The organism is Pseudomonas sp. 32_A (assembly GCF_017490905.1).
In the GTDB taxonomy this organism is placed as follows: Bacteria; Pseudomonadota; Gammaproteobacteria; order Pseudomonadales; family Pseudomonadaceae; genus Aquipseudomonas; species Aquipseudomonas inefficax.
This window is the reverse complement of record NZ_JAFGYI010000008.1, coordinates 1-16,985: the sequence shown is the minus strand read 5'-3', so window position 1 is coordinate 16,985 and position 16,985 is coordinate 1. Positions and strand designations below refer to the sequence as shown.

Annotated in this window: 14 protein-coding genes and 1 pseudogene; 2 read left to right on the top strand and 13 right to left on the bottom strand. The window is 62.8% G+C overall.

Annotated elements, in window-relative coordinates:
• Nucleotides 1-216: 216 nt before the first annotated feature.
• Nucleotides 217-1,332 carry an LPS export ABC transporter permease LptF gene (gene lptF, locus J5M58_RS06990; RefSeq protein ID WP_015269075.1) on the top strand — a complete coding sequence of 372 codons (1,116 nt, stop codon included), beginning with the start codon at nucleotides 217-219 and terminating at the stop codon, nucleotides 1,330-1,332.
• Nucleotides 1,325-2,386: an LPS export ABC transporter permease LptG gene (gene lptG, locus J5M58_RS06985; protein WP_025337842.1), complete on the top strand. Its 1,062-nt coding sequence runs from the start codon at nucleotides 1,325-1,327 to the stop codon at nucleotides 2,384-2,386. The genes lptF and lptG overlap by 8 nt, the downstream gene beginning before the upstream one ends.
• 182 nt (nucleotides 2,387-2,568) lie before the next feature.
• Here the strand turns inward: lptG and J5M58_RS06980 are convergent, their stop codons facing one another.
• The 13 genes and pseudogenes from J5M58_RS06980 to J5M58_RS06920 all read right to left on the bottom strand — a co-directional run.
• Nucleotides 2,569-3,057, bottom strand: coding sequence for an RDD family protein (locus tag J5M58_RS06980; RefSeq protein WP_112250808.1), 489 nt, complete (start codon nucleotides 3,055-3,057; stop codon nucleotides 2,569-2,571).
• A 90-nt stretch (nucleotides 3,058-3,147) separates the two neighbouring features.
• Nucleotides 3,148-3,360, bottom strand: coding sequence for a cold-shock protein (locus tag J5M58_RS06975; RefSeq protein ID WP_028631500.1), 213 nt, complete (start codon nucleotides 3,358-3,360; stop codon nucleotides 3,148-3,150).
• A 358-nt stretch (nucleotides 3,361-3,718) separates the two neighbouring features.
• Nucleotides 3,719-4,840 (bottom strand): glycine cleavage system aminomethyltransferase GcvT, encoded by a 1,122-nt coding sequence (gene gcvT / locus J5M58_RS06970; protein ID WP_112250810.1) that lies wholly within the window; start codon nucleotides 4,838-4,840, stop codon nucleotides 3,719-3,721.
• A 27-nt stretch (nucleotides 4,841-4,867) separates the two neighbouring features.
• Nucleotides 4,868-6,244, bottom strand: a complete 1,377-nt coding sequence (locus J5M58_RS06965; RefSeq protein ID WP_207877667.1) for an L-serine ammonia-lyase — start codon at nucleotides 6,242-6,244, stop codon at nucleotides 4,868-4,870.
• A 150-nt stretch (nucleotides 6,245-6,394) separates the two neighbouring features.
• Nucleotides 6,395-9,250, bottom strand: a complete 2,856-nt coding sequence (gene gcvP, locus J5M58_RS06960) for an aminomethyl-transferring glycine dehydrogenase (RefSeq protein ID WP_112250814.1) — start codon at nucleotides 9,248-9,250, stop codon at nucleotides 6,395-6,397.
• 11 nt (nucleotides 9,251-9,261) lie between these two features.
• Nucleotides 9,262-9,645 carry a glycine cleavage system protein GcvH gene (gene gcvH, locus J5M58_RS06955; RefSeq protein WP_112250816.1) on the bottom strand — a complete coding sequence of 128 codons (384 nt, stop codon included), beginning with the start codon at nucleotides 9,643-9,645 and terminating at the stop codon, nucleotides 9,262-9,264.
• A gap of 278 nt (nucleotides 9,646-9,923) precedes the next feature.
• Entirely contained in the window at nucleotides 9,924-11,129 is a 1,206-nt protein-coding gene (gltS, locus tag J5M58_RS06950) for a sodium/glutamate symporter (RefSeq protein WP_112250818.1), read from the bottom strand.
• 107 nt (nucleotides 11,130-11,236) lie between these two features.
• Nucleotides 11,237-12,745, bottom strand: coding sequence for a sigma-54-dependent transcriptional regulator (locus tag J5M58_RS06945; RefSeq protein WP_112250820.1), 1,509 nt, complete (start codon nucleotides 12,743-12,745; stop codon nucleotides 11,237-11,239).
• Nucleotides 12,746-12,929: 184 nt separating this feature from the next.
• Entirely contained in the window at nucleotides 12,930-13,298 is a 369-nt protein-coding gene (locus J5M58_RS06940) for a DUF5064 family protein (protein WP_063911394.1), read from the bottom strand.
• Nucleotides 13,299-13,352: 54 nt separating this feature from the next.
• On the bottom strand, nucleotides 13,353-14,282 hold the full coding sequence (gene arcC / locus J5M58_RS06935) for a carbamate kinase (protein WP_063911395.1): 930 nt from the start codon (nucleotides 14,280-14,282) through the stop codon (nucleotides 13,353-13,355).
• 180 nt (nucleotides 14,283-14,462) lie between these two features.
• The gene (locus J5M58_RS06930; protein WP_112250822.1) at nucleotides 14,463-15,473 is read right to left on the bottom strand and encodes an ornithine carbamoyltransferase; all 1,011 of its coding nucleotides are present in this window, start codon (nucleotides 15,471-15,473) and stop codon (nucleotides 14,463-14,465) included.
• 69 nt (nucleotides 15,474-15,542) lie between these two features.
• Nucleotides 15,543-16,796: an arginine deiminase gene (arcA, locus tag J5M58_RS06925; protein ID WP_207877664.1), complete on the bottom strand. Its 1,254-nt coding sequence runs from the start codon at nucleotides 16,794-16,796 to the stop codon at nucleotides 15,543-15,545.
• Nucleotides 16,797-16,829: 33 nt separating this feature from the next.
• Nucleotides 16,830-16,985: pseudogene (locus J5M58_RS06920) on the bottom strand (arginine-ornithine antiporter); the annotation flags it as partial.

The following is a 16,985-nucleotide window of genomic DNA, read 5'->3' as shown; positions in this document are numbered from 1 at the left end:
GAAAAGCTGCCAGTTTGAGCCTGCGGCAAGCGTGCTGACAACCCCGTTGTGCGCCTTCATGCGCGGCGAAGTGACAGGGGCGGTCAATCACAGGATAATGCGCGCACTTTACATGGAGGTTCGCCTTTGGCGAACCGGCATTGGTCTTGGCTGTACTAAGTCATTGTCTGGCGCCATTGATTGGCAGTCCGCCCTGACAACCCAGGAGTGTCTGGTTTGATCGTCTTTCGTTATCTGTCCCGCGAGGTCCTGGTGACCTTGAGCGCCGTCAGCGCCGTGCTGCTGGTGATCATCATGAGCGGGCGCTTCATCAAGTACCTGGCCCAGGCTGCCCAGGGTGTGCTCGACCCGAGCGTGCTGTTCCTGATCATGGGCTTCCGTCTGCCGGGCTTCCTGCAGTTGATCCTGCCGTTGGGGCTGTTCCTCGGCATTCTCCTGGCGTACGGGCGCCTGTACCTGGAAAGCGAGATGACCGTGCTGTCGGCCACCGGCATGAGCCAGCAGCGCCTGCTGGGCCTGACCATGGCGCCGGCCGCCCTGGTCGCCCTGCTGGTGGCCTGGCTGAGCCTGAGCCTGGCGCCGCTGGGGGTGGCCCAGGTGCAGCAGATCATCGCCCAGCAGGACGCCCTGACCGAGTTCGACACCCTGGTGCCGGGCCGCTTCCAGACCCTGCGCGACGGCTCGCGGGTGACCTACACCGAAGAGCTGTCGGATGACCGCATCAACCTGGCCGGGGTGTTCATTTCCGAGAAGCGCTTCAACCAGGACAAGACCAAGGACCGCGCCCCGTCGGTGCTGGTTGCCGAAAAAGGCCACCAGGAAATCCAGGCCGATGGCAACCGCTACCTGGTGCTGGAAAACGGTTACCGTTACGACGGCAACCCGGGCCAGGCCGATTACCGTGCGATCAAGTACGACACCTACGGCGTGCTGCTGCCCAAGCCGGAAGTCGCCGAGGAAGTGACCGACCGCGAAGCCATCCCCACTTCCGAGCTGATCGGCAAGAAGGGCCTGCGCGAGCGCGCCGAGCTGCAATGGCGGTTGTCGCTGCCGATCCTGGTGTTCATCGTCACCATGCTGGCGGTGCCGCTGTCCCGGGTCAACCCGCGCCAGGGCCGCTTCCTCAAGCTGCTGCCGGCAATTCTTCTGTACATGGCTTACCTGACAATGCTGATTTCCGTACGCGGCGCCCTCGAGAAGGGCAAACTGCCGATCGCCCTGGGCATGTGGTGGGTCCACGGCCTGTTCCTGCTGATCGGCCTGGGCCTGATGTACTGGGAGCCGCTGCGCCTCAAGCGCGCCGCCCGTCGTGCGGAGGTGGCCCATGGGTAAGCTCGACCGCTATATCGGCCAGAGCGTGCTGCTGGCCATCCTTGCCGTGCTGGGGATCATCCTCGGCCTGGCTTCGCTGTTTGCCTTCATCGACGAGATGAGCGACCTGAGTGACACCTACACGGTGATGGAGGCGGGCAACTTCGTCTTGCTGACCGCACCACGGCGCCTGTACGAAATGCTGCCGATGGCCGCCCTGATCGGCTGCCTGATCGGCCTGGGCAGCCTGGCCAGCAGCAGCGAACTGACCATCATGCGTGCTGCCGGGGTTTCCATCGGGCGCATCGTCTGGGCGGTGATGAAGCCGATGCTGGTGCTGATGCTGGTCGGCTTGTTGATCGGCGAGTACGTGGCGCCGGTGACCGAGAACAAGGCCCAGGCCGACCGTTCCCTGGCCCAGGGTGGTGGTGATGCGCAAAGTTCCAAGCGCGGCATGTGGCACCGCCAGGGCGAGGAGTACGTGCACATCAACGCCGTGCAGCCTAACGGCCTGCTGCTGGGTGTGACCCGTTACCGTTTCGACAGCGAGCGCAAGATTGTCACCTCGAGCTTCGCCCGCCGTGCACAGTACCAGGACGACCACTGGATGCTCAGCGATGTGCGCACCACATTCTTCCGTGGCGACCACACCGAAGTGGTGACCGCGCCGCAGGAGCGCTGGGACGTTTCGCTCACGCCGCAACTGCTCAACACCGTGATCCTGGCACCGGAGTCGCTGTCCATTACCGGGCTGTGGGACTACATCCACTACCTGTCCGACCAGGGCCTGAACAATGCCCGTTACTGGCTGGCGTTCTGGACCAAGGTATTGCAGCCGATGGTGACCGCGGCGCTGGTGCTGATGGCCATTTCCTTCATTTTCGGCCCGCTGCGCTCGGTAACCCTTGGCCAGCGCGTGTTCACCGGTGTGCTGGTGGGCTTCGTGTTCCGCATCGCCCAGGACCTGCTGGGGCCTTCGAGCCAGGTGTTCGGCTTCCCGCCGCTGCTGGCGGTGGTGATCCCGGCGGGCATCTGTGCGCTGGCCGGTGTGTGGTTGTTGCGCCGGGCCGGATAGTGGCCTGAGCTGCACAAAAAAGCCGACCTCAGGGTCGGCTTTTTCATGGGTGTTCGCTTGTGCTGGCCCCTTCGCGGGTAAACCCGCTCCCACAGGAATCGCACCGGTCGTGATGCCTGTGCTGTACCTGTGGGAGCGGGTTTACCCGCGAAGAGGTCAGCACAGGCAATACAAGTCTCAGCTCACTTCTTCTGCTTCGGCACCCGCACCAGCTGGCTTTCCGAATAGATGTCATGCCAACCGCGCTTGCGCTTGTCGACCAACACCCAGAAAAAACCCAACCCCAGGCACAGCCACGAGGCAATCGACACCACGAACCGCAGCAGCGCCTGCCACAGGCTGATGGCCGTGCCATCGGTGTTCTGCACGCGCACACCCCACACCTGCATGCCCAGGGTCTGCCCACCATGGGTCCAGAACTTGGCAAAGAAACCGAACAGGACGAACAGCAGCACGGTGGACAGCAGTGGGTCGCCGTCGAGTGCGCCAGCCTCGGTCAGCTCACGCATGCGTGCTTCGCCGATGATCGCCATCTGGATCAGCTTATAGGCGCCGGCCGTCACGATCAGTAGCGCCGTGCACAACAGGAAGTCATAGAACATCGCCGCCAGGCGCCGGCCCAGGCCGACCGGTGGAAAATCACCCTTGGGTGAAAGCAGAGGCTTGGACATGCAGAACGGCTCCAGAAGACGAAGCGGCTATTCTACGGGCAAAAAAAAGCCCCTGCACTTGGCAGGGGCTTTTTTGAAGTCGGGTTCGGCTTAGCCAAGAACCTGAACTTTGTCAGCTTGCAGGCCTTTCTGGCCCTGCACTGCTTCGAAGGAGACTTTCTGGCCTTCTTTCAGGCTCTTGAAGCCGTTGCCTTCGATAGCGCGGAAGTGCACGAACAGATCAGCACCGCTTTCTGGGGTGATGAAACCGTAACCTTTTTCGTCATTGAACCACTTGACGGTACCGTTCTGACGCTCAGCCATTGTCTTATTTCCTATGAAGCTTGAATTTTGATGACAGTTTCTTTTGCAATAACAGGAAGCAAAAGATTACTGGGCTGGGTTGCAGGAAAGTAAGAGACGTCGAACGGGTTGTAGCAGATTGCGGCTACTGGCCCAGGTCACGAACTGTTGCGACCCATGCAAACACAGTGCAGTGACTCTACGCCAACTCCCGAGCGAAAAACAAGCCCTTGGTCGTATGGAAAATCGGCCGTTTGCCGATAACCGACCGATTTGTCGGACACGGCATGGCGCCTGGCCTGGCGCCATGTTCCAAAAGTTATTGGACAGGTTCGAAAACGAATATGTCGAAGCTGACCGCAACCTTCACAAAGCAGCTTCAGCCCCGGTAGTAACGTTGTGTCACGAAAGGCATTTTGCTGACTTTCAAGGCAACCTTCTTTCCGCGCACAACGGCAAACAGTGGCGTGTCGATAGCAGTATGTTCACTATCGATATAACCCATTGCTACAGGTGCACCGAGTGTCGGGCCGAAGCCGCCGCTGCACACTTTGCCTACAGGTTTATCGCTTGCATCGACAATATCCGCGCCTTCACGTACTGGCGTACGCTCCTGCGGCAAAAGGCCCACACGTTTGCGCGCCACGCCATCGCGCTGGTGGGCGAAGATGGCTTCGGCACCCGGGAAGCCTGCGGCACGCGCGCCATCGGCACGGCGAACCTTGGAAATGGCCCACAGCAGGCTGGCTTCCACCGGCGTGGTCTCCGTGTTCATGTCGTGGCCATACAGGCACAGGCCGGCTTCAAGGCGCAGGGAGTCGCGCGCACCCAGGCCGATCGGCTGTACTTCGGGCTCGGCCAGCAGGCGGCGGGCCAAGGCTTCGGCGGCATGTGTCGGTACCGAAATTTCGTAGCCGTCTTCGCCTGTGTAGCCCGAGCGGCTGACGAAGCAGTCTTCACCGAGCAGTTTCACCGGGCGGAACTGCATGAAGGTCATGCCGGCCACTTCCGGCGCCAGGCGCTCCAGCACCTTGACCGCCGCCGGGCCTTGCAGGGCCAGCAGGGCGCGCTGCTCGAACAGCGACTGCACCTCGCAACGGCTGCCGATGTGCGCTTGCAGGTGGGCCAGGTCCTGCTCCTTGCAGGCGGCGTTGACCACCAGGAACAGCGTGTCGTCGCCCAGGTTGGCGACCATCAGGTCGTCGAGGATGCCGCCTTGCTCATTGGTGAACATGGCATAGCGCTGCATGCCCACCGGCAGGTCGATGATATCCACCGGCACCAGGCTTTCCAGGGCCTTGGCCGCATCGCCGCCGCGCAGGGTGATCTGGCCCATGTGCGAGACATCGAACAGGCCGGCCTGCTCGCGGGTGTGCAGGTGTTCCTTGAGCACGCCCAACGGGTACTGCACCGGCATGTCATAGCCGGCGAACGGCACCATGCGCGCACCCAGTTCCAGGTGCAGGGCGTGCAGTGGGGTCTTGAGCAGTGTTTCGGACATCGGTGACTCCTTGCTGTTGTTGTCGGGTCAACACTCGATGATGTTGACGGCCAGGCCGCCACGGGCGGTCTCTTTGTATTTGCTTTTCATGTCGGCGCCGGTCTGGCGCATGGTGCGGATGACCTTGTCGAGCGACACGTAGTGCTGCCCGTCGCCGCGCAAGGCCATGCGCACTGCGTTGATCGCCTTCACCGAGCCCATGGCGTTGCGCTCGATGCAAGGCACCTGGACCAGCCCGCCGATCGGGTCGCAGGTCAGGCCCAGGTTGTGTTCCATGCCGATTTCGGCAGCGTTTTCCACCTGTTGCACGCTGCCACCCATCACTTCGCACAGCGCCCCGGCGGCCATCGAACAGGCCACGCCGACCTCGCCCTGGCAGCCAACTTCGGCACCGGAGATGGAGGCGTTTTCCTTGTACAGGATGCCAATGGCTGCGGCGGTGAGCAGAAACCGCACTACCCCGTCCTCGTTGGCACCCGGTACGAAGCGCATGTAATAGTGCAGCACCGCCGGGACGATGCCCGCCGCGCCGTTGGTAGGCGCGGTGACCACACGCCCGCCATAGGCGTTTTCCTCGTTCACCGCCAGGGCATAGAGGTTGACCCAGTCGAGTACCGACAGGGCATCGCGCAGGCTGGCTTCGGGGTGGCGGCTCAGTTGGCGGTACAACGCCGGCGCCCGGCGCTTGACCTTCAGCCCGCCAGGCAGGATGCCTTCATGCTGGCAACCGGCTTCGACGCAATCCTGCATCACCTGCCAGATGCGCAGCAGCCCGGCACGGGTTTCCGCCTCGGGGCGCCAGGCTGCCTCGTTGGCCAACATTACCTGGCTGATCGATAGGTTTTGCCCGGTGCAATGGCCGAGCAGCTCCTTGGCGGTCTTGAAAGGGTAGGCCAGTGGTGTGCTGTCCTCGACGATGCGGTCGTGTCCGGCGGCGTCCTGGTCGACCACGAAACCGCCGCCCACCGAGTAGTACTCGCGGCTGCGGATTTGCAGGCCTGCCTCGTCGAAGGCGCGGAAGATCATGCCGTTGGGGTGGTAGTCCAGCGGCTTGCGGATCATCGCCAAGTGCTGCTTTTCGGTGAACGCGATGTCGTGCTCGCCAAGCAGGTTCAGCCGCCCGCTGTCGCGGATGGCCTGCAGGCGGGCGGGGATGGTGTCGGTGTCGATGACATCGGGGTGTTCGCCCTCGAGGCCCAGCAGCACGGCCTTGTCGCTGCCGTGACCCTTGCCGGTGGCGCCTAGCGAGCCGTAAAGCTCGGCCTTGACGCTGACGGTACGGGCAAGCAGGCCATCACGGCGCAGCCCTTCGGCGAAGCGCGCGGCGGCGCGCATCGGGCCGACCGTGTGGGAGCTGGAGGGGCCGATGCCGATCTTGAACAGGTCGAAGACGCTCAGTGACATGGGACCTCCTGCCAGAGATGCTGGGTGGACATTGAACCCTGTGGGAGCGGGTTTACCCGCGAATGCGGCGGTAAAGCCACAATCGTATTTGCGGGTAAACCCGCTCCCACAGGGCCCGCCATCCAAGGGTAGGTGGCGGGGGAGGGGCTATCAGGCGTCCTGATAGCTCTCGATCGACGGGCAGGCGCACACCAGGTTGCGGTCGCCGAACACGTTATCGACCCGGCCGACCGGCGGCCAGTACTTGCCTTCCACCAGGCTCGGCAGCGGGTACACCGCCTGCTCGCGGCTGTAGCCATGGGCCCATTCGCCAACCAGCTCGGCCGCAGTGTGCGGGGCGTTCTTCAGCGGGTTGTCGTCCTTGTCCAGGCTGCCGTTCTCGACCGCGCGAATTTCTTCGCGGATCTGGATCATCGCATCGCAGAAGCGGTCCAGTTCTTCCTTGGACTCGCTTTCGGTCGGTTCGATCATCAGCGTGCCTGCAACCGGGAAGGACATGGTCGGGGCGTGGAAGCCGAAGTCGATCAGGCGCTTGGCCACATCGTCTACGCTGATGCCGCTGGTGTCCTTCAGCGGGCGCAGGTCGAGGATGCACTCGTGGGCAACCAGGCCATTGCCGCCGGTATACAGAACAGGATAGTGCTCTTCCAGGCGACGGGCGATGTAGTTGGCGTTGAGGATCGCCATCTGCGAGGCACGCTTGAGGCCGGCACCGCCCATCATGCGGATGTACATCCAGGTGATCGGCAGGATGCTGGCGCTGCCGAACGGCGCGGCGCAAACCGCGCCCTCGGTGTTTTCCAGCTGCGCGTGGCCGGGCAGGAACGGCGCCAGGTGCGACTTGACACCGATCGGGCCGACGCCCGGGCCGCCACCGCCGTGCGGGATGCAGAAAGTCTTGTGCAGGTTCAGGTGCGAAACGTCGCCACCGAACTTGCCCGGGGCGCACAGGCCGACCATGGCGTTCATGTTGGCGCCGTCGATGTACACCTGGCCACCGTTGTCGTGGATGATCGCGCAGATTTCACCGATCGCTTCCTCGAACACGCCATGGGTCGACGGGTAGGTGATCATGATCGCAGCCAGGCGCTCGCGGTGCTCGATGGCTTTGGCGCGCAGGTCTTCGACATCGACGTTGCCGCGGGCATCACAGGCGGTGACCACCACGCGCATGCCGGCCATGTGCGCGGTTGCCGGGTTGGTGCCGTGGGCCGACGACGGGATCAGGCAGATATCGCGGTGGCCTTCGCCACGGCTGCGGTGGTAGGCGCGGATGGCCAGCAGGCCTGCGTACTCGCCCTGGGAGCCGGCGTTGGGCTGCAGCGAAACGGCGTCGTAACCGGTGGCGGCGCAGAGCATGGCCTCCAGCTCGGTGGTCATCTGCAGGTAGCCCTGGCTCTGCTCGGCTGGGGCAAACGGGTGCAGATTGCCGAACTCGGCCCAGGTGACCGGGATCATTTCGCTGGCGGCGTTCAGCTTCATGGTGCACGAGCCCAGCGGGATCATGCTGCGGTCCAGCGCCAGGTCCTTGTCGGCCAGGCGGCGCAGGTAGCGCATCAGCTCGGTTTCGCTGTGGTAGCGGTTGAATACCGGGTGCGCGAGGATGGCCGACTGGCGCAGCAGGGCGGCAGGCAGCAGCGAGCCGGTGCTGGCGGCCAGGGCGGTGAAGTCCGGCTGGGCCTGGTCGCCACCGATCAGCTGCCACAGGGCCTCGACATCGGCCTGGCTACTGGTTTCGTCCAGCGACAGGCCCACGTGGGCGGCGTCGATCTGGCGCAGGTTGATGCCCTGGGCGCGCGCCTTTTCATGCAGGCCGGCAGTGGCATTGCCGGTGGCCAGGGTCAGGGTGTCGAAAGCGCTGGCGCCCACTACCTGTACGCCTAGCGTTTTCAGGCCGGCGGCCAGGATCGCAGTCAGGGCATGGGTACGTTCGGCGATGCGCTTGAGGCCGGCCGGGCCGTGATACACGGCGAACGTGCTGGCGATGTTGGCCAGCAGCACCTGGGCGGTGCAGATGTTGCTGGTGGCCTTTTCGCGGCGGATGTGCTGTTCGCGGGTCTGCATGGCCAGGCGCAGTGCGGTCTTGCCGAAGCGGTCGATCGACACACCGACCAGGCGGCCCGGCATGTCGCGCTTGAATGCGTCACGGGTGGAGAAGTAGGCCGCGTGCGGGCCACCGAAGCCCAGTGGCACGCCGAAGCGCTGGGCGCTGCCGATGGCCACATCGGCACCGAACTCGCCCGGCGGGGTCAGCAGGGTCAGGGCCAGCAGGTCGGCGGCAACGGCGACCAGGGCATTGGCTGCGTGGAAGCGCTCGACCACTTCGCGGTAGTCGAACACTTCACCGTTGCTGGCCGGGTACTGCAGCAGGGCGCCGAAGAAGGCGCTGACATCGCTCAGCTCGCGCTCGTCGCCGACCACGATCTCGATGCCCAGCGGTTCGGCACGGGTGCGCAGAACGTCGAGGGTTTGCGGGTGGCAGTGCACTGAGGCGAAGAAGGCGTGGCTGGCCTTGTTCTTCGACAGGCGCTTGCAGAAGGTCATGGCCTCGGCGGCAGCGGTGGCTTCGTCGAGCAGCGAGGCGTTGGCGATCGGCAGGCCGGTCAGGTCGCTGATCAGGGTCTGGAAGTTCAGCAGCGCTTCCAGGCGGCCCTGGGAAATTTCTGGCTGGTACGGGGTATAGGCGGTGTACCAGGCCGGGTTTTCCAGCAGGTTGCGCAGGATCGGCGCCGGAGTGTGGGTGTTGTAGTAACCCTGGCCGATGTAGCTCTTGAACAGCTGGTTCTTGCCGGCGATGGCCTTGAGCGCGGCGAGCGCGTCGGCTTCGCTCTGGCCGTCGTGCGAGCCGAGCACGCTGGTGCCCTTGATGCTGTCGGGAATGACCGCGGCGGTCATGGCTTCCAGCGAGTCGAAGCCGAGGGCGGCCAGCATGGCCTGCTCGTCAGCGGCGCGCGGGCCGATGTGGCGGGCGATGAATTCGTTGGCGGTGCCGAGGTTGATGGTCATGGCGGGGTTCCTCAGGCGTCGTCGTTGGCTTTGATCAGGCGGTCATAGGCGTCCTGGTCGAGCAGGGCGGTGACTTCGCTGGCATCGGCGGGGATGAAGCGGAAGAACCAGCCTTCGCCCATCGGGTCTTCGTTGACCAGTTCCGGGCTGTCCTCGAGCTGGTCGTTGATCTGGACCACTTCGCCGGTCAGGGGCATGTACACACCGCTGGCGGCCTTGACCGACTCGACGGTGGACGCTTCGCTGCCTTTCTCATACTGCTGCAACTCTGGCAGTTGCACGAAAACCACATCGCCAAGGGCGTTCTGGGCGTAGGCGGTGATGCCCACGGTAACGCTGCCATCGGCTTCGACGCGCAGCCATTCGTGATCTTCAGTGAAACGCAACTCGCTCATGGGGAATCCTCGGGAAGCAGGGCGTTGGGCGCGGTGGCTCCGCGCTCTTGGGGTTGGGATTCCCTTAGCAAAAATGCGGCCAATCGGCAAAATCCGTTATAAATCAAAGTGTTAACTTGAATGCGTAATCATTTTGTCATTCTTGTGGAATGAAAACGCTACAGCGGATGGGGTATTGAAAAGGGTTTGGGGATCAAACCCTTGCACAGACGGATCTGAAGGACTCTGTATTGATTTCAATACGTTGTACCGAAATCAATACAGCGGGGTGTATGGGGTCAGCTTGCGACAAAAAACGGCAATGCCAGGTACAGCTTGATGATGATCACATTGATGATGTCGATGAAGAATGCACCCACCATCGGTACTACCAGAAACGCCAGCTGAGAGGGTCCGAAGCGGTGAGTCACGGCTTGCATGTTGGCGATGGCGGTAGGTGTGGCACCCAGGCCGAAACCACAATGCCCGGCTGCCAAGACCGCTGCGTCGTAATTGCTGCCCATGACCCGGAAGGTAATGAAGATTGCGAACAGCGCCATGAGCAACGTTTGTGCCGCCAGGATAATCAGGAAGGGCAGGGCCAGGGCTGCCAGGTCCCACAACTTGAGCGACATCAGTGCAATGGCCAGGAACAGCGACAGGCTGACATTGCCCAGCACCGAGACTTCGCGCTCGAACACTTGGTACACGCCCAGTGCAGAAAGACCATTACGCAACAAGACGCCAACAAACAATACGCAGACGAAAGTCGGCAATTCAAACGCTGTGCCTTGCAGTTGGCTATTCAACAAGGTGCCGCCAAGCAGACTGACCGATATCAGCGCCAACGTCTCGATGAATGAGAATGGCGTAATCAGGCGTTCCTTTTCAGGCTCTTCAAAGCCCTTTGGCAAGTGCGCTATCGCCTGATCGGCGCCGGGCGTTTGCACGCGCCTGATCAACAGGCGGGCGACCGGGCCGCCGATCAGTCCGCCCAGCACCAAGCCAAAGGTGGCGGAGGCCAAGGCCAGTTCCGAGGCGGAGGCCAGGCCATATTTTTCGCTGAAGGTACTGCTCCACGCCGCACCTGTGCCGTGGCCGCCGGATAGCGTGATGGAGCCGGTCAGCAGGCCCATAAGCGGGTCCAGCCCCAACATCGTGGCCAGGCCGATGCCCATGGCGTTTTGCACCACGAGCAAGCCGGTCACCACGACCAGGAAGATTCCGACCACGCGCCCGCCTTTTTTCAAGCTGGCGAAGTCAGCGTTCAGGCCAATGGTGGCGAAGAACGCCAGCATCAGGGGTGCTTGCAATGATGTATCGAACTGCACTTTCAGGTCGAAACTGCGCAAGGCCAGCAAGATCAGGGCAACGACCAGGCCGCCTGCAACAGGCTCGGGGATATTGTAGGTTCGCAGGACAGCGACACGTGTCACCAGCCCGTGGCCCAACAACAGCACCAGTGAGGCGGCGACTAATGTGCCGTAGAAGTCGAGGTCAAGCATGAGAGGCGCTCTCTCCATCAATTGGATGAGCGCCATTTTCGCAGCAGTGATTGTTGAAGTATTGGTCAGACCCGTAGGGGTAATCTGAAGTTAAGCGGTAAAAAGCCTCAGCTTCTGCCTGGAATACCGTATTTGCGCAAACGTTGCGCAATGGCGGTGTGCGAAGTTTGCAGACGCCCCGCCAGTTGCCGTGTCGACGGGTAACTGGCATATAACCGTTGCAACAGCTCACGCTCGAAATCCCCTACTGCTTGCTCCAGGCTCGCCACGTCGCCGTCCTGGCCACGCGCCACCGATGTCCCGGCTATGTCCAGGTCACCGATATCCACCAGGTTGCCTTCGCAGATCGCTGCCGCGCGGAATATCACGTTCTGCAGCTGGCGCACATTGCCCGGCCAAGGGTTGGCCAGCAGTGCCGAATGGGTGGCCGGGGTCAGCCGGCAGGGCGGGCGCTGGATCTGCGTGCAGGCCTGCTGCATGAAGAAATGCGCCAGCATCAGAATGTCGTGGCCACGCTCGCGCAGCGGCGGTACCTGCAGATTGAGCACGTTCAGGCGGTAGAACAGGTCTTCTCGGAAGCTGCCTTCGGCGACCATGCGCTCCAGATCGCGGTGGGTGGCGCTGATGATGCGTACATCCACCTTCACTTCGCGGTCGCCACCTACCCGGCGGAAGCTGCCATCGCTGAGAAAGCGCAGCAGCTTGGCCTGCAGGTACGGCGACATCTCGCCTATTTCATCAAGGAATACCGTGCCCTGGTTGGCCAGCTCCATCAGCCCCGGCTTGCCGCCCCGTTGTGCGCCGGTGAAGGCGCCGGGGGCGTAGCCGAACAGTTCGCTCTCGGCCAGGCTCTCGGGTAGCGCGGCGCAGTTCAGGGCCAGGAATGGCGCCGCGTGGCGGCTGCTGATGGCGTGGCAGGCGCGGGCTACCAGCTCCTTGCCGGTGCCGGTTTCGCCATGCACCAGCAGCGGTGCATCGAGCGCCGCCACGCGCAGCGCGCGGGCCTTGAGGGTGCGGATGGCCGGTGATTCGCCGAGCAAGGCATCGAAGCCTTCGGCATGGTCGTGGTGCAGGGCCGACAGGCGTTCGCCCATGCGCGTGGGTGGGTACAGCGTCAGCAGGCCACCGGCGTTGGTAATGGGAGTTGCATCCAGCAGCAGACTGTGGCCGTTCAGCTGCATTTCGCGCATAGGCAGGTGGAAGTTGTTTTCCAGCAGTGCCTGCAGCAGCGCCGGGTCGCCGAACAGTTCCCCTACCGAGCGCCCGGCCGATTCACGGCCGCACAGCTCGATCAGTGCCGGGTTGGCCAGCAGCACCTTGCCGGCGCTGTCCACGGCCAGCACCGGGTCGCTCATCGCTGCCAGCAGGGCATCGAGCTGCAGGTGTCGGCGTTGGCCGGGCAGGATGTCGACCACCTCCACCGATCGCACGCCATGCACCTCGAACAGCGCGTCGTGCAGTTCTTCGAGCACGGCGGGGCTGAGGGTGGGGGCGTCGATATAGACGTTCGGCGGGACCATCTCCACGGCGTCCAGGTTGAGGTTGCGGGCACCGAGCAGGGCGAGGACTTCCTGGGTGATGCCGACGCGGTCGATGAAGCTGACGTGGATGCGCATGGGGAGGGTGCGGTTGTGGCTGGGGAGGGCGGTAGTATGCCTCAACATTGTCGGGGCCGCTTTGCGGCCCATCGCGACGCAAGGCCGCTCCCACAAGTATCGCGCAGGCCTTGGGGTCAGCGGCCAACCTGTGGGAGCGGCCTTGCGTCGCGATGGGCTGCAAAGCAGCCCGCGGTTCTTGAAATCACTCCAGATGTTCAGGCTTGATCGGATCGCCCGACTTCACATCAAGCTTTTCGCGAATGTCCGCGAACATATGGTCATAAAGCTTGTGCGGCGAACTCAGGTTTTCGAATTTCTTCGGTGGCGTCAGGTACGACTGCGCCTTGCGGGTCAGTAGCATGAGGAAGCTGGGCAACACCTGGTCCTTGGCCAGGAAGAACTTTTCTTCCACTGGCTTGCCTTCGATGCTGCCATGCATCTTGAACTGGATGCCTCTGCCTTCCTTGGGATCCGACGCGGCCTCGTATTCGATGTTCAGGTCATAGCTGTGGTCGTTCTTGTTCAGCGCGGTGCGCTCGATGTGTACATGACCGGGCTGGTACTGGGCCATGGCGGACTCCTCTGGAAGGTGAAAATGGCGGGCCCATCGGCCCGCCCACTGCATTCAACGGTAGCTGATCCCTGGCTTGGCGGTGGACACCCGCGTACCAGCAGTGCCTTTGACGATGTCTTCGATGTTTTCCAGCGAACTGATCACCGCCACCTTGCCGGTATTACGGGCAAAATCGCAGGCCGCCTGCACCTTCGGCCCCATGGAGCCGGCAGCGAAGCCGAGGCGTTCCAGTTCGTCGGGGTGCGCCTGGGCGATGGCTTTCTGGGTCGGCTTGCCCCAGTCGATGTAGGCCGCATCGACGTCGGTGGCGATGATCAGCAGGTCGGCGTCCAGCTGCTCCGCCAGCAGGGCAGAGCACAGGTCCTTGTCGATCACCGCCTCGATGCCCTTGAGCTTGCGGTTCTCGTCGTACATGGTGGGGATGCCGCCGCCGCCGGCGCAGATCACGATGCTGCTCTTTTCCAGCAGCCACTTGATCGGGCGGATTTCGAAGATGCGCTTGGGTTTCGGGCTGGCTACCACGCGGCGGTACTTGTCGCCGTCAGGCTTGACCACCCAACCCTTTTCCTTGGCCAGGCGCTCGGCCTCTTCCTTGCCGTAGACCGGGCCGATGAACTTGGTCGGGTCCTTGAAGGCGGGGTCGTTGGCGTCCACTTCGACCTGGGTCAGCAGGGTGGCGAACGGCACTTCGAAGGCCAGCAGGTTGCCCAGTTCCTGTTCGATCATGTAGCCGATCATGCCCTCGGTCTCTGCACCCAGCACGTCCAGCGGGTAGGCCTCGTCGGGCTTGTAGGACAGGCCCTGCAGCGACAGCAGGCCCACTTGCGGGCCGTTGCCGTGGGCGATGACCAGCTCGTTGCCAGGGTGGATCTTGGCGATCTGTTCGGTAGCGGTGCGGATATTGGCGCGCTGGTTGTCAGCGGTCATCGGCTCGCCGCGACGCAGCAGGGCGTTGCCGCCCAATGCAACAACGATACGCATGGGGAATGTCCTTTAACGAAAGAAGGGAGCGCTGTTCTCTACCGGTATCGCCGCTCCCTTGTGGAAGCGGGTTTACCCGCGAAAGCGTCAGCCCATGCAGCGCGGCTGGTGCTACTGACGCATTCGCGGGTAAACCCGCTCCCACAGGGAACCGGGGTACCCGGCTTGTCGTGTCAGCCTTTACAGGTCAGCCAGCGTCGAAACCAGAATCGCCTTGATCGTGTGCATGCGGTTTTCTGCCTGCTCGAAGGCGATGCAGGCCGGCGACTCGAAGACGTCGTCGGTCACTTCGATACCGTTGGCCAGGTCCGGGTACTGTTCGGCGATCTGCTTGCCTACCTTGGTTTCGGAGTTGTGGAACGCCGGCAGGCAGTGCATGAACTTGGTCCGCGGGTTGCCGGTGGACTTCATCAGTTGTGTATTCACCTGATACGGCTTGAGCAGCTTGATGCGCTCACCCCAGGCTTCGATCGGCTCACCCATCGATACCCACACGTCGGTGTGCACGAAGTCCACACCCTTGACCGCGGCAACCGGGTCTTCGGTGAGGGTGATGCGCGCACCGCTTTCCTCGGCGTACTTGCGGCAACGCTCGACCAGGTCGTCATGCGGCCACAGCGCCTTGGGCGCGGCGATACGCACGTCCATGCCGAGCTTGGCGCCGATCAGCAGCAGCGAGTTGCCCATGTTGTTGCGGGCATCGCCCAGGTAGGCGTAGCTGATGTCGTGCAGTGGCTTGTCGCTGTGCTCGCGCATGGTCAGCACGTCGGCGATCATCTGCGTCGGGTGGTATTCGTCGGTCAGGCCGTTGAACACCGGAACACCGGCGAACTTCGCCAGTTCTTCGACGATTTCCTGCTTGAAGCCACGGTACTCGATGGCGTCATACATGCGCCCGAGCACGCGGGCGGTGTCCTTCATGCTCTCCTTGTGGCCGATCTGCGAAGAGTTGGGGTCGATGTAGGTAACGTTGGCGCCCTGGTCATAAGCGGCCACTTCGAAGGCGCAGCGGGTACGGGTAGAGGTTTTTTCGAAGATCAGGGCGATGTTGTTGCCCTTCAGGTGCTGCTGCTCGGTGCCGGTGTACTTGGCGCGCTTGAGGTCACGGGACAGGTCCAGCAGGTAGCGCAGCTCGCGGGTGGTGTGGTGTTCCAGGCTGAGCAGGTTGCGGTTGTGAATATTGAACGCCATGACATTTCTCCTTGAGTTTGGTGAACGCACCGGCCGCCGCTTCGTGAGGGCGGCCGGGGGTAATGGTCGTTAGTAGTCGATAGGGTCACGCACGATCGGGCAGGTCATGCAGTGGCCGCCGCCACGGCCCCGGCCCAGTTCGCCGGCGCTGATGGTGATGACCTCGATCCCGGCCTTGCGCAGCAGGGTATTCGTGTAGGTGTTGCGGTCGTAGCCAATGACCACGCCCGGCTCGATGGCCACCACGTTGTTGCCGTCATCCCACTGTTCGCGTTCGGCGGCGAAGCTGTTGCCGCCGGTCTCGACCACGCGCAGCTTGACCCCCAGTTGCTCGCCCACCACCTCGATGAACGACTTGTTGACGCGGCGTACATCCATGCCGTAAGGCTTGCTTTCGTCGGGGCGGATGATGAATGGAATGATCTCTTTCACCACTTCCGGGAAGACCGTGACCAGGTCGCGGTCGCAGAAGCTGAACACAGTGTCCAGGTGCATGGCGGCGCGGGACTTCGGCAGGCCGGCGACGATCACTTCCTTGACTGCGCCCTTGGCGAACAGGTTGCGCGCCAACTGGCCGATGGCCTGACGCGAGGTGCGCTCGCCCATGCCGATCAGCACGATGCCGTTGCCGATCGGCATCACGTCACCGCCTTCGAGGGTGGACTGGCCGTGTTCCTTGTCCGGGTCGCCGTACCAGACTTCGAAGTCGGCGTTGGTGAACTCCTTGTGGAACTTGTAGATGGCGGTGGTCAGCAGGGTTTCCTGACGGCGCGCCGGCCAGTACATCGGATTCAGGGTGACACCGCCGTAGATCCAGCACGTGGTGTCGCGGGTGAACTGGGTGTTGGGCAGCGGCGGCAGAATGAAGCTGGAGTGGCCCAGGTAGTCGTTGTACATCTTGACCACATCGGCGCCTTCGCTTTGTGGCAGGTCCTGGCCGGCCACGCCGCCAATCAGGAACTCGGCCAGATGGCGCGGCTCGAGGCCTTCGAGCCAGCTGCGCACTTCGTTGTTCAGGCCCACACCGACGGTGTCATCGGTGATCTTGCGGTCGAGGATCCACTTCAATGCTTCGGGTTGCTGCACGATATCGGTCAGCAGGTTGTGCATTTCCAGCACATCGACACCGCGCTCGCGCATCTTGGTGACAAAGTCGAAATGGTCACGCTTGGCCTGGTCGACCCAGATCACGTCGTCGAACAGCAGCTCGTCACAGTTGCTCGGCGTCAGGCGCTTGTGCGCCAGGCCCGGGGCGCAAACCATCACCTTGCGCAGTTTGCCGGCTTCGGAGTGGACACCGTACTTCTGTTTTTCAGCGGACATGATTTCATTCCTCCAGTTGAACGAAGACGTGGGTCAAAGAGTCAGGAAGCCGTCGTACAGGCCAAAGGCTGCCACCAGGGCGCCGATGACCACGGCTGCAAAGATCAGCTTTTCCACGTTGGTGAAGACAGGTTGGCCGACTTCACGCTTGGCCTTGGCGAACAGGATGGCGCCAGGTGCGTAGAGCAG

Excerpts from the sequence above, each read along its gene's own strand:
- gcvT (WP_112250810.1), bottom strand. The coding sequence starts at position 4,840 with ATGTCCGAAACACTGCTCAAGACCCCACTGCACGCCCTGCACCTGGAA.
- J5M58_RS06975 (WP_028631500.1), bottom strand. The coding sequence starts at position 3,360 with ATGGCTGAGCGTCAGAACGGTACCGTCAAGTGGTTCAATGACGAAAAA.
- gcvH (WP_112250816.1), bottom strand. The coding sequence starts at position 9,645 with ATGAGCGAGTTGCGTTTCACTGAAGATCACGAATGGCTGCGCGTCGAA.
- arcA (WP_207877664.1), bottom strand. The coding sequence starts at position 16,796 with ATGTCCGCTGAAAAACAGAAGTACGGTGTCCACTCCGAAGCCGGCAAA.
- J5M58_RS06930 (WP_112250822.1), bottom strand. The coding sequence starts at position 15,473 with ATGGCGTTCAATATTCACAACCGCAACCTGCTCAGCCTGGAACACCAC.
- J5M58_RS06940 (WP_063911394.1), bottom strand. The coding sequence starts at position 13,298 with ATGGCCCAGTACCAGCCCGGTCATGTACACATCGAGCGCACCGCGCTG.
- J5M58_RS06945 (WP_112250820.1), bottom strand. The coding sequence starts at position 12,745 with ATGCGCATCCACGTCAGCTTCATCGACCGCGTCGGCATCACCCAGGAA.
- gltS (WP_112250818.1), bottom strand. The coding sequence starts at position 11,129 with ATGCTTGACCTCGACTTCTACGGCACATTAGTCGCCGCCTCACTGGTG.
- J5M58_RS06965 (WP_207877667.1), bottom strand. The coding sequence starts at position 6,244 with ATGTCACTGAGCGTCTTCGACCTGTTCAAGATCGGCATCGGCCCCTCC.
- gcvP (WP_112250814.1), bottom strand. The coding sequence starts at position 9,250 with ATGACCATCAACCTCGGCACCGCCAACGAATTCATCGCCCGCCACATC.
- lptG (WP_025337842.1), top strand. The coding sequence starts at position 1,325 with ATGGGTAAGCTCGACCGCTATATCGGCCAGAGCGTGCTGCTGGCCATC.
- J5M58_RS06980 (WP_112250808.1), bottom strand. The coding sequence starts at position 3,057 with ATGTCCAAGCCTCTGCTTTCACCCAAGGGTGATTTTCCACCGGTCGGC.
- arcC (WP_063911395.1), bottom strand. The coding sequence starts at position 14,282 with ATGCGTATCGTTGTTGCATTGGGCGGCAACGCCCTGCTGCGTCGCGGC.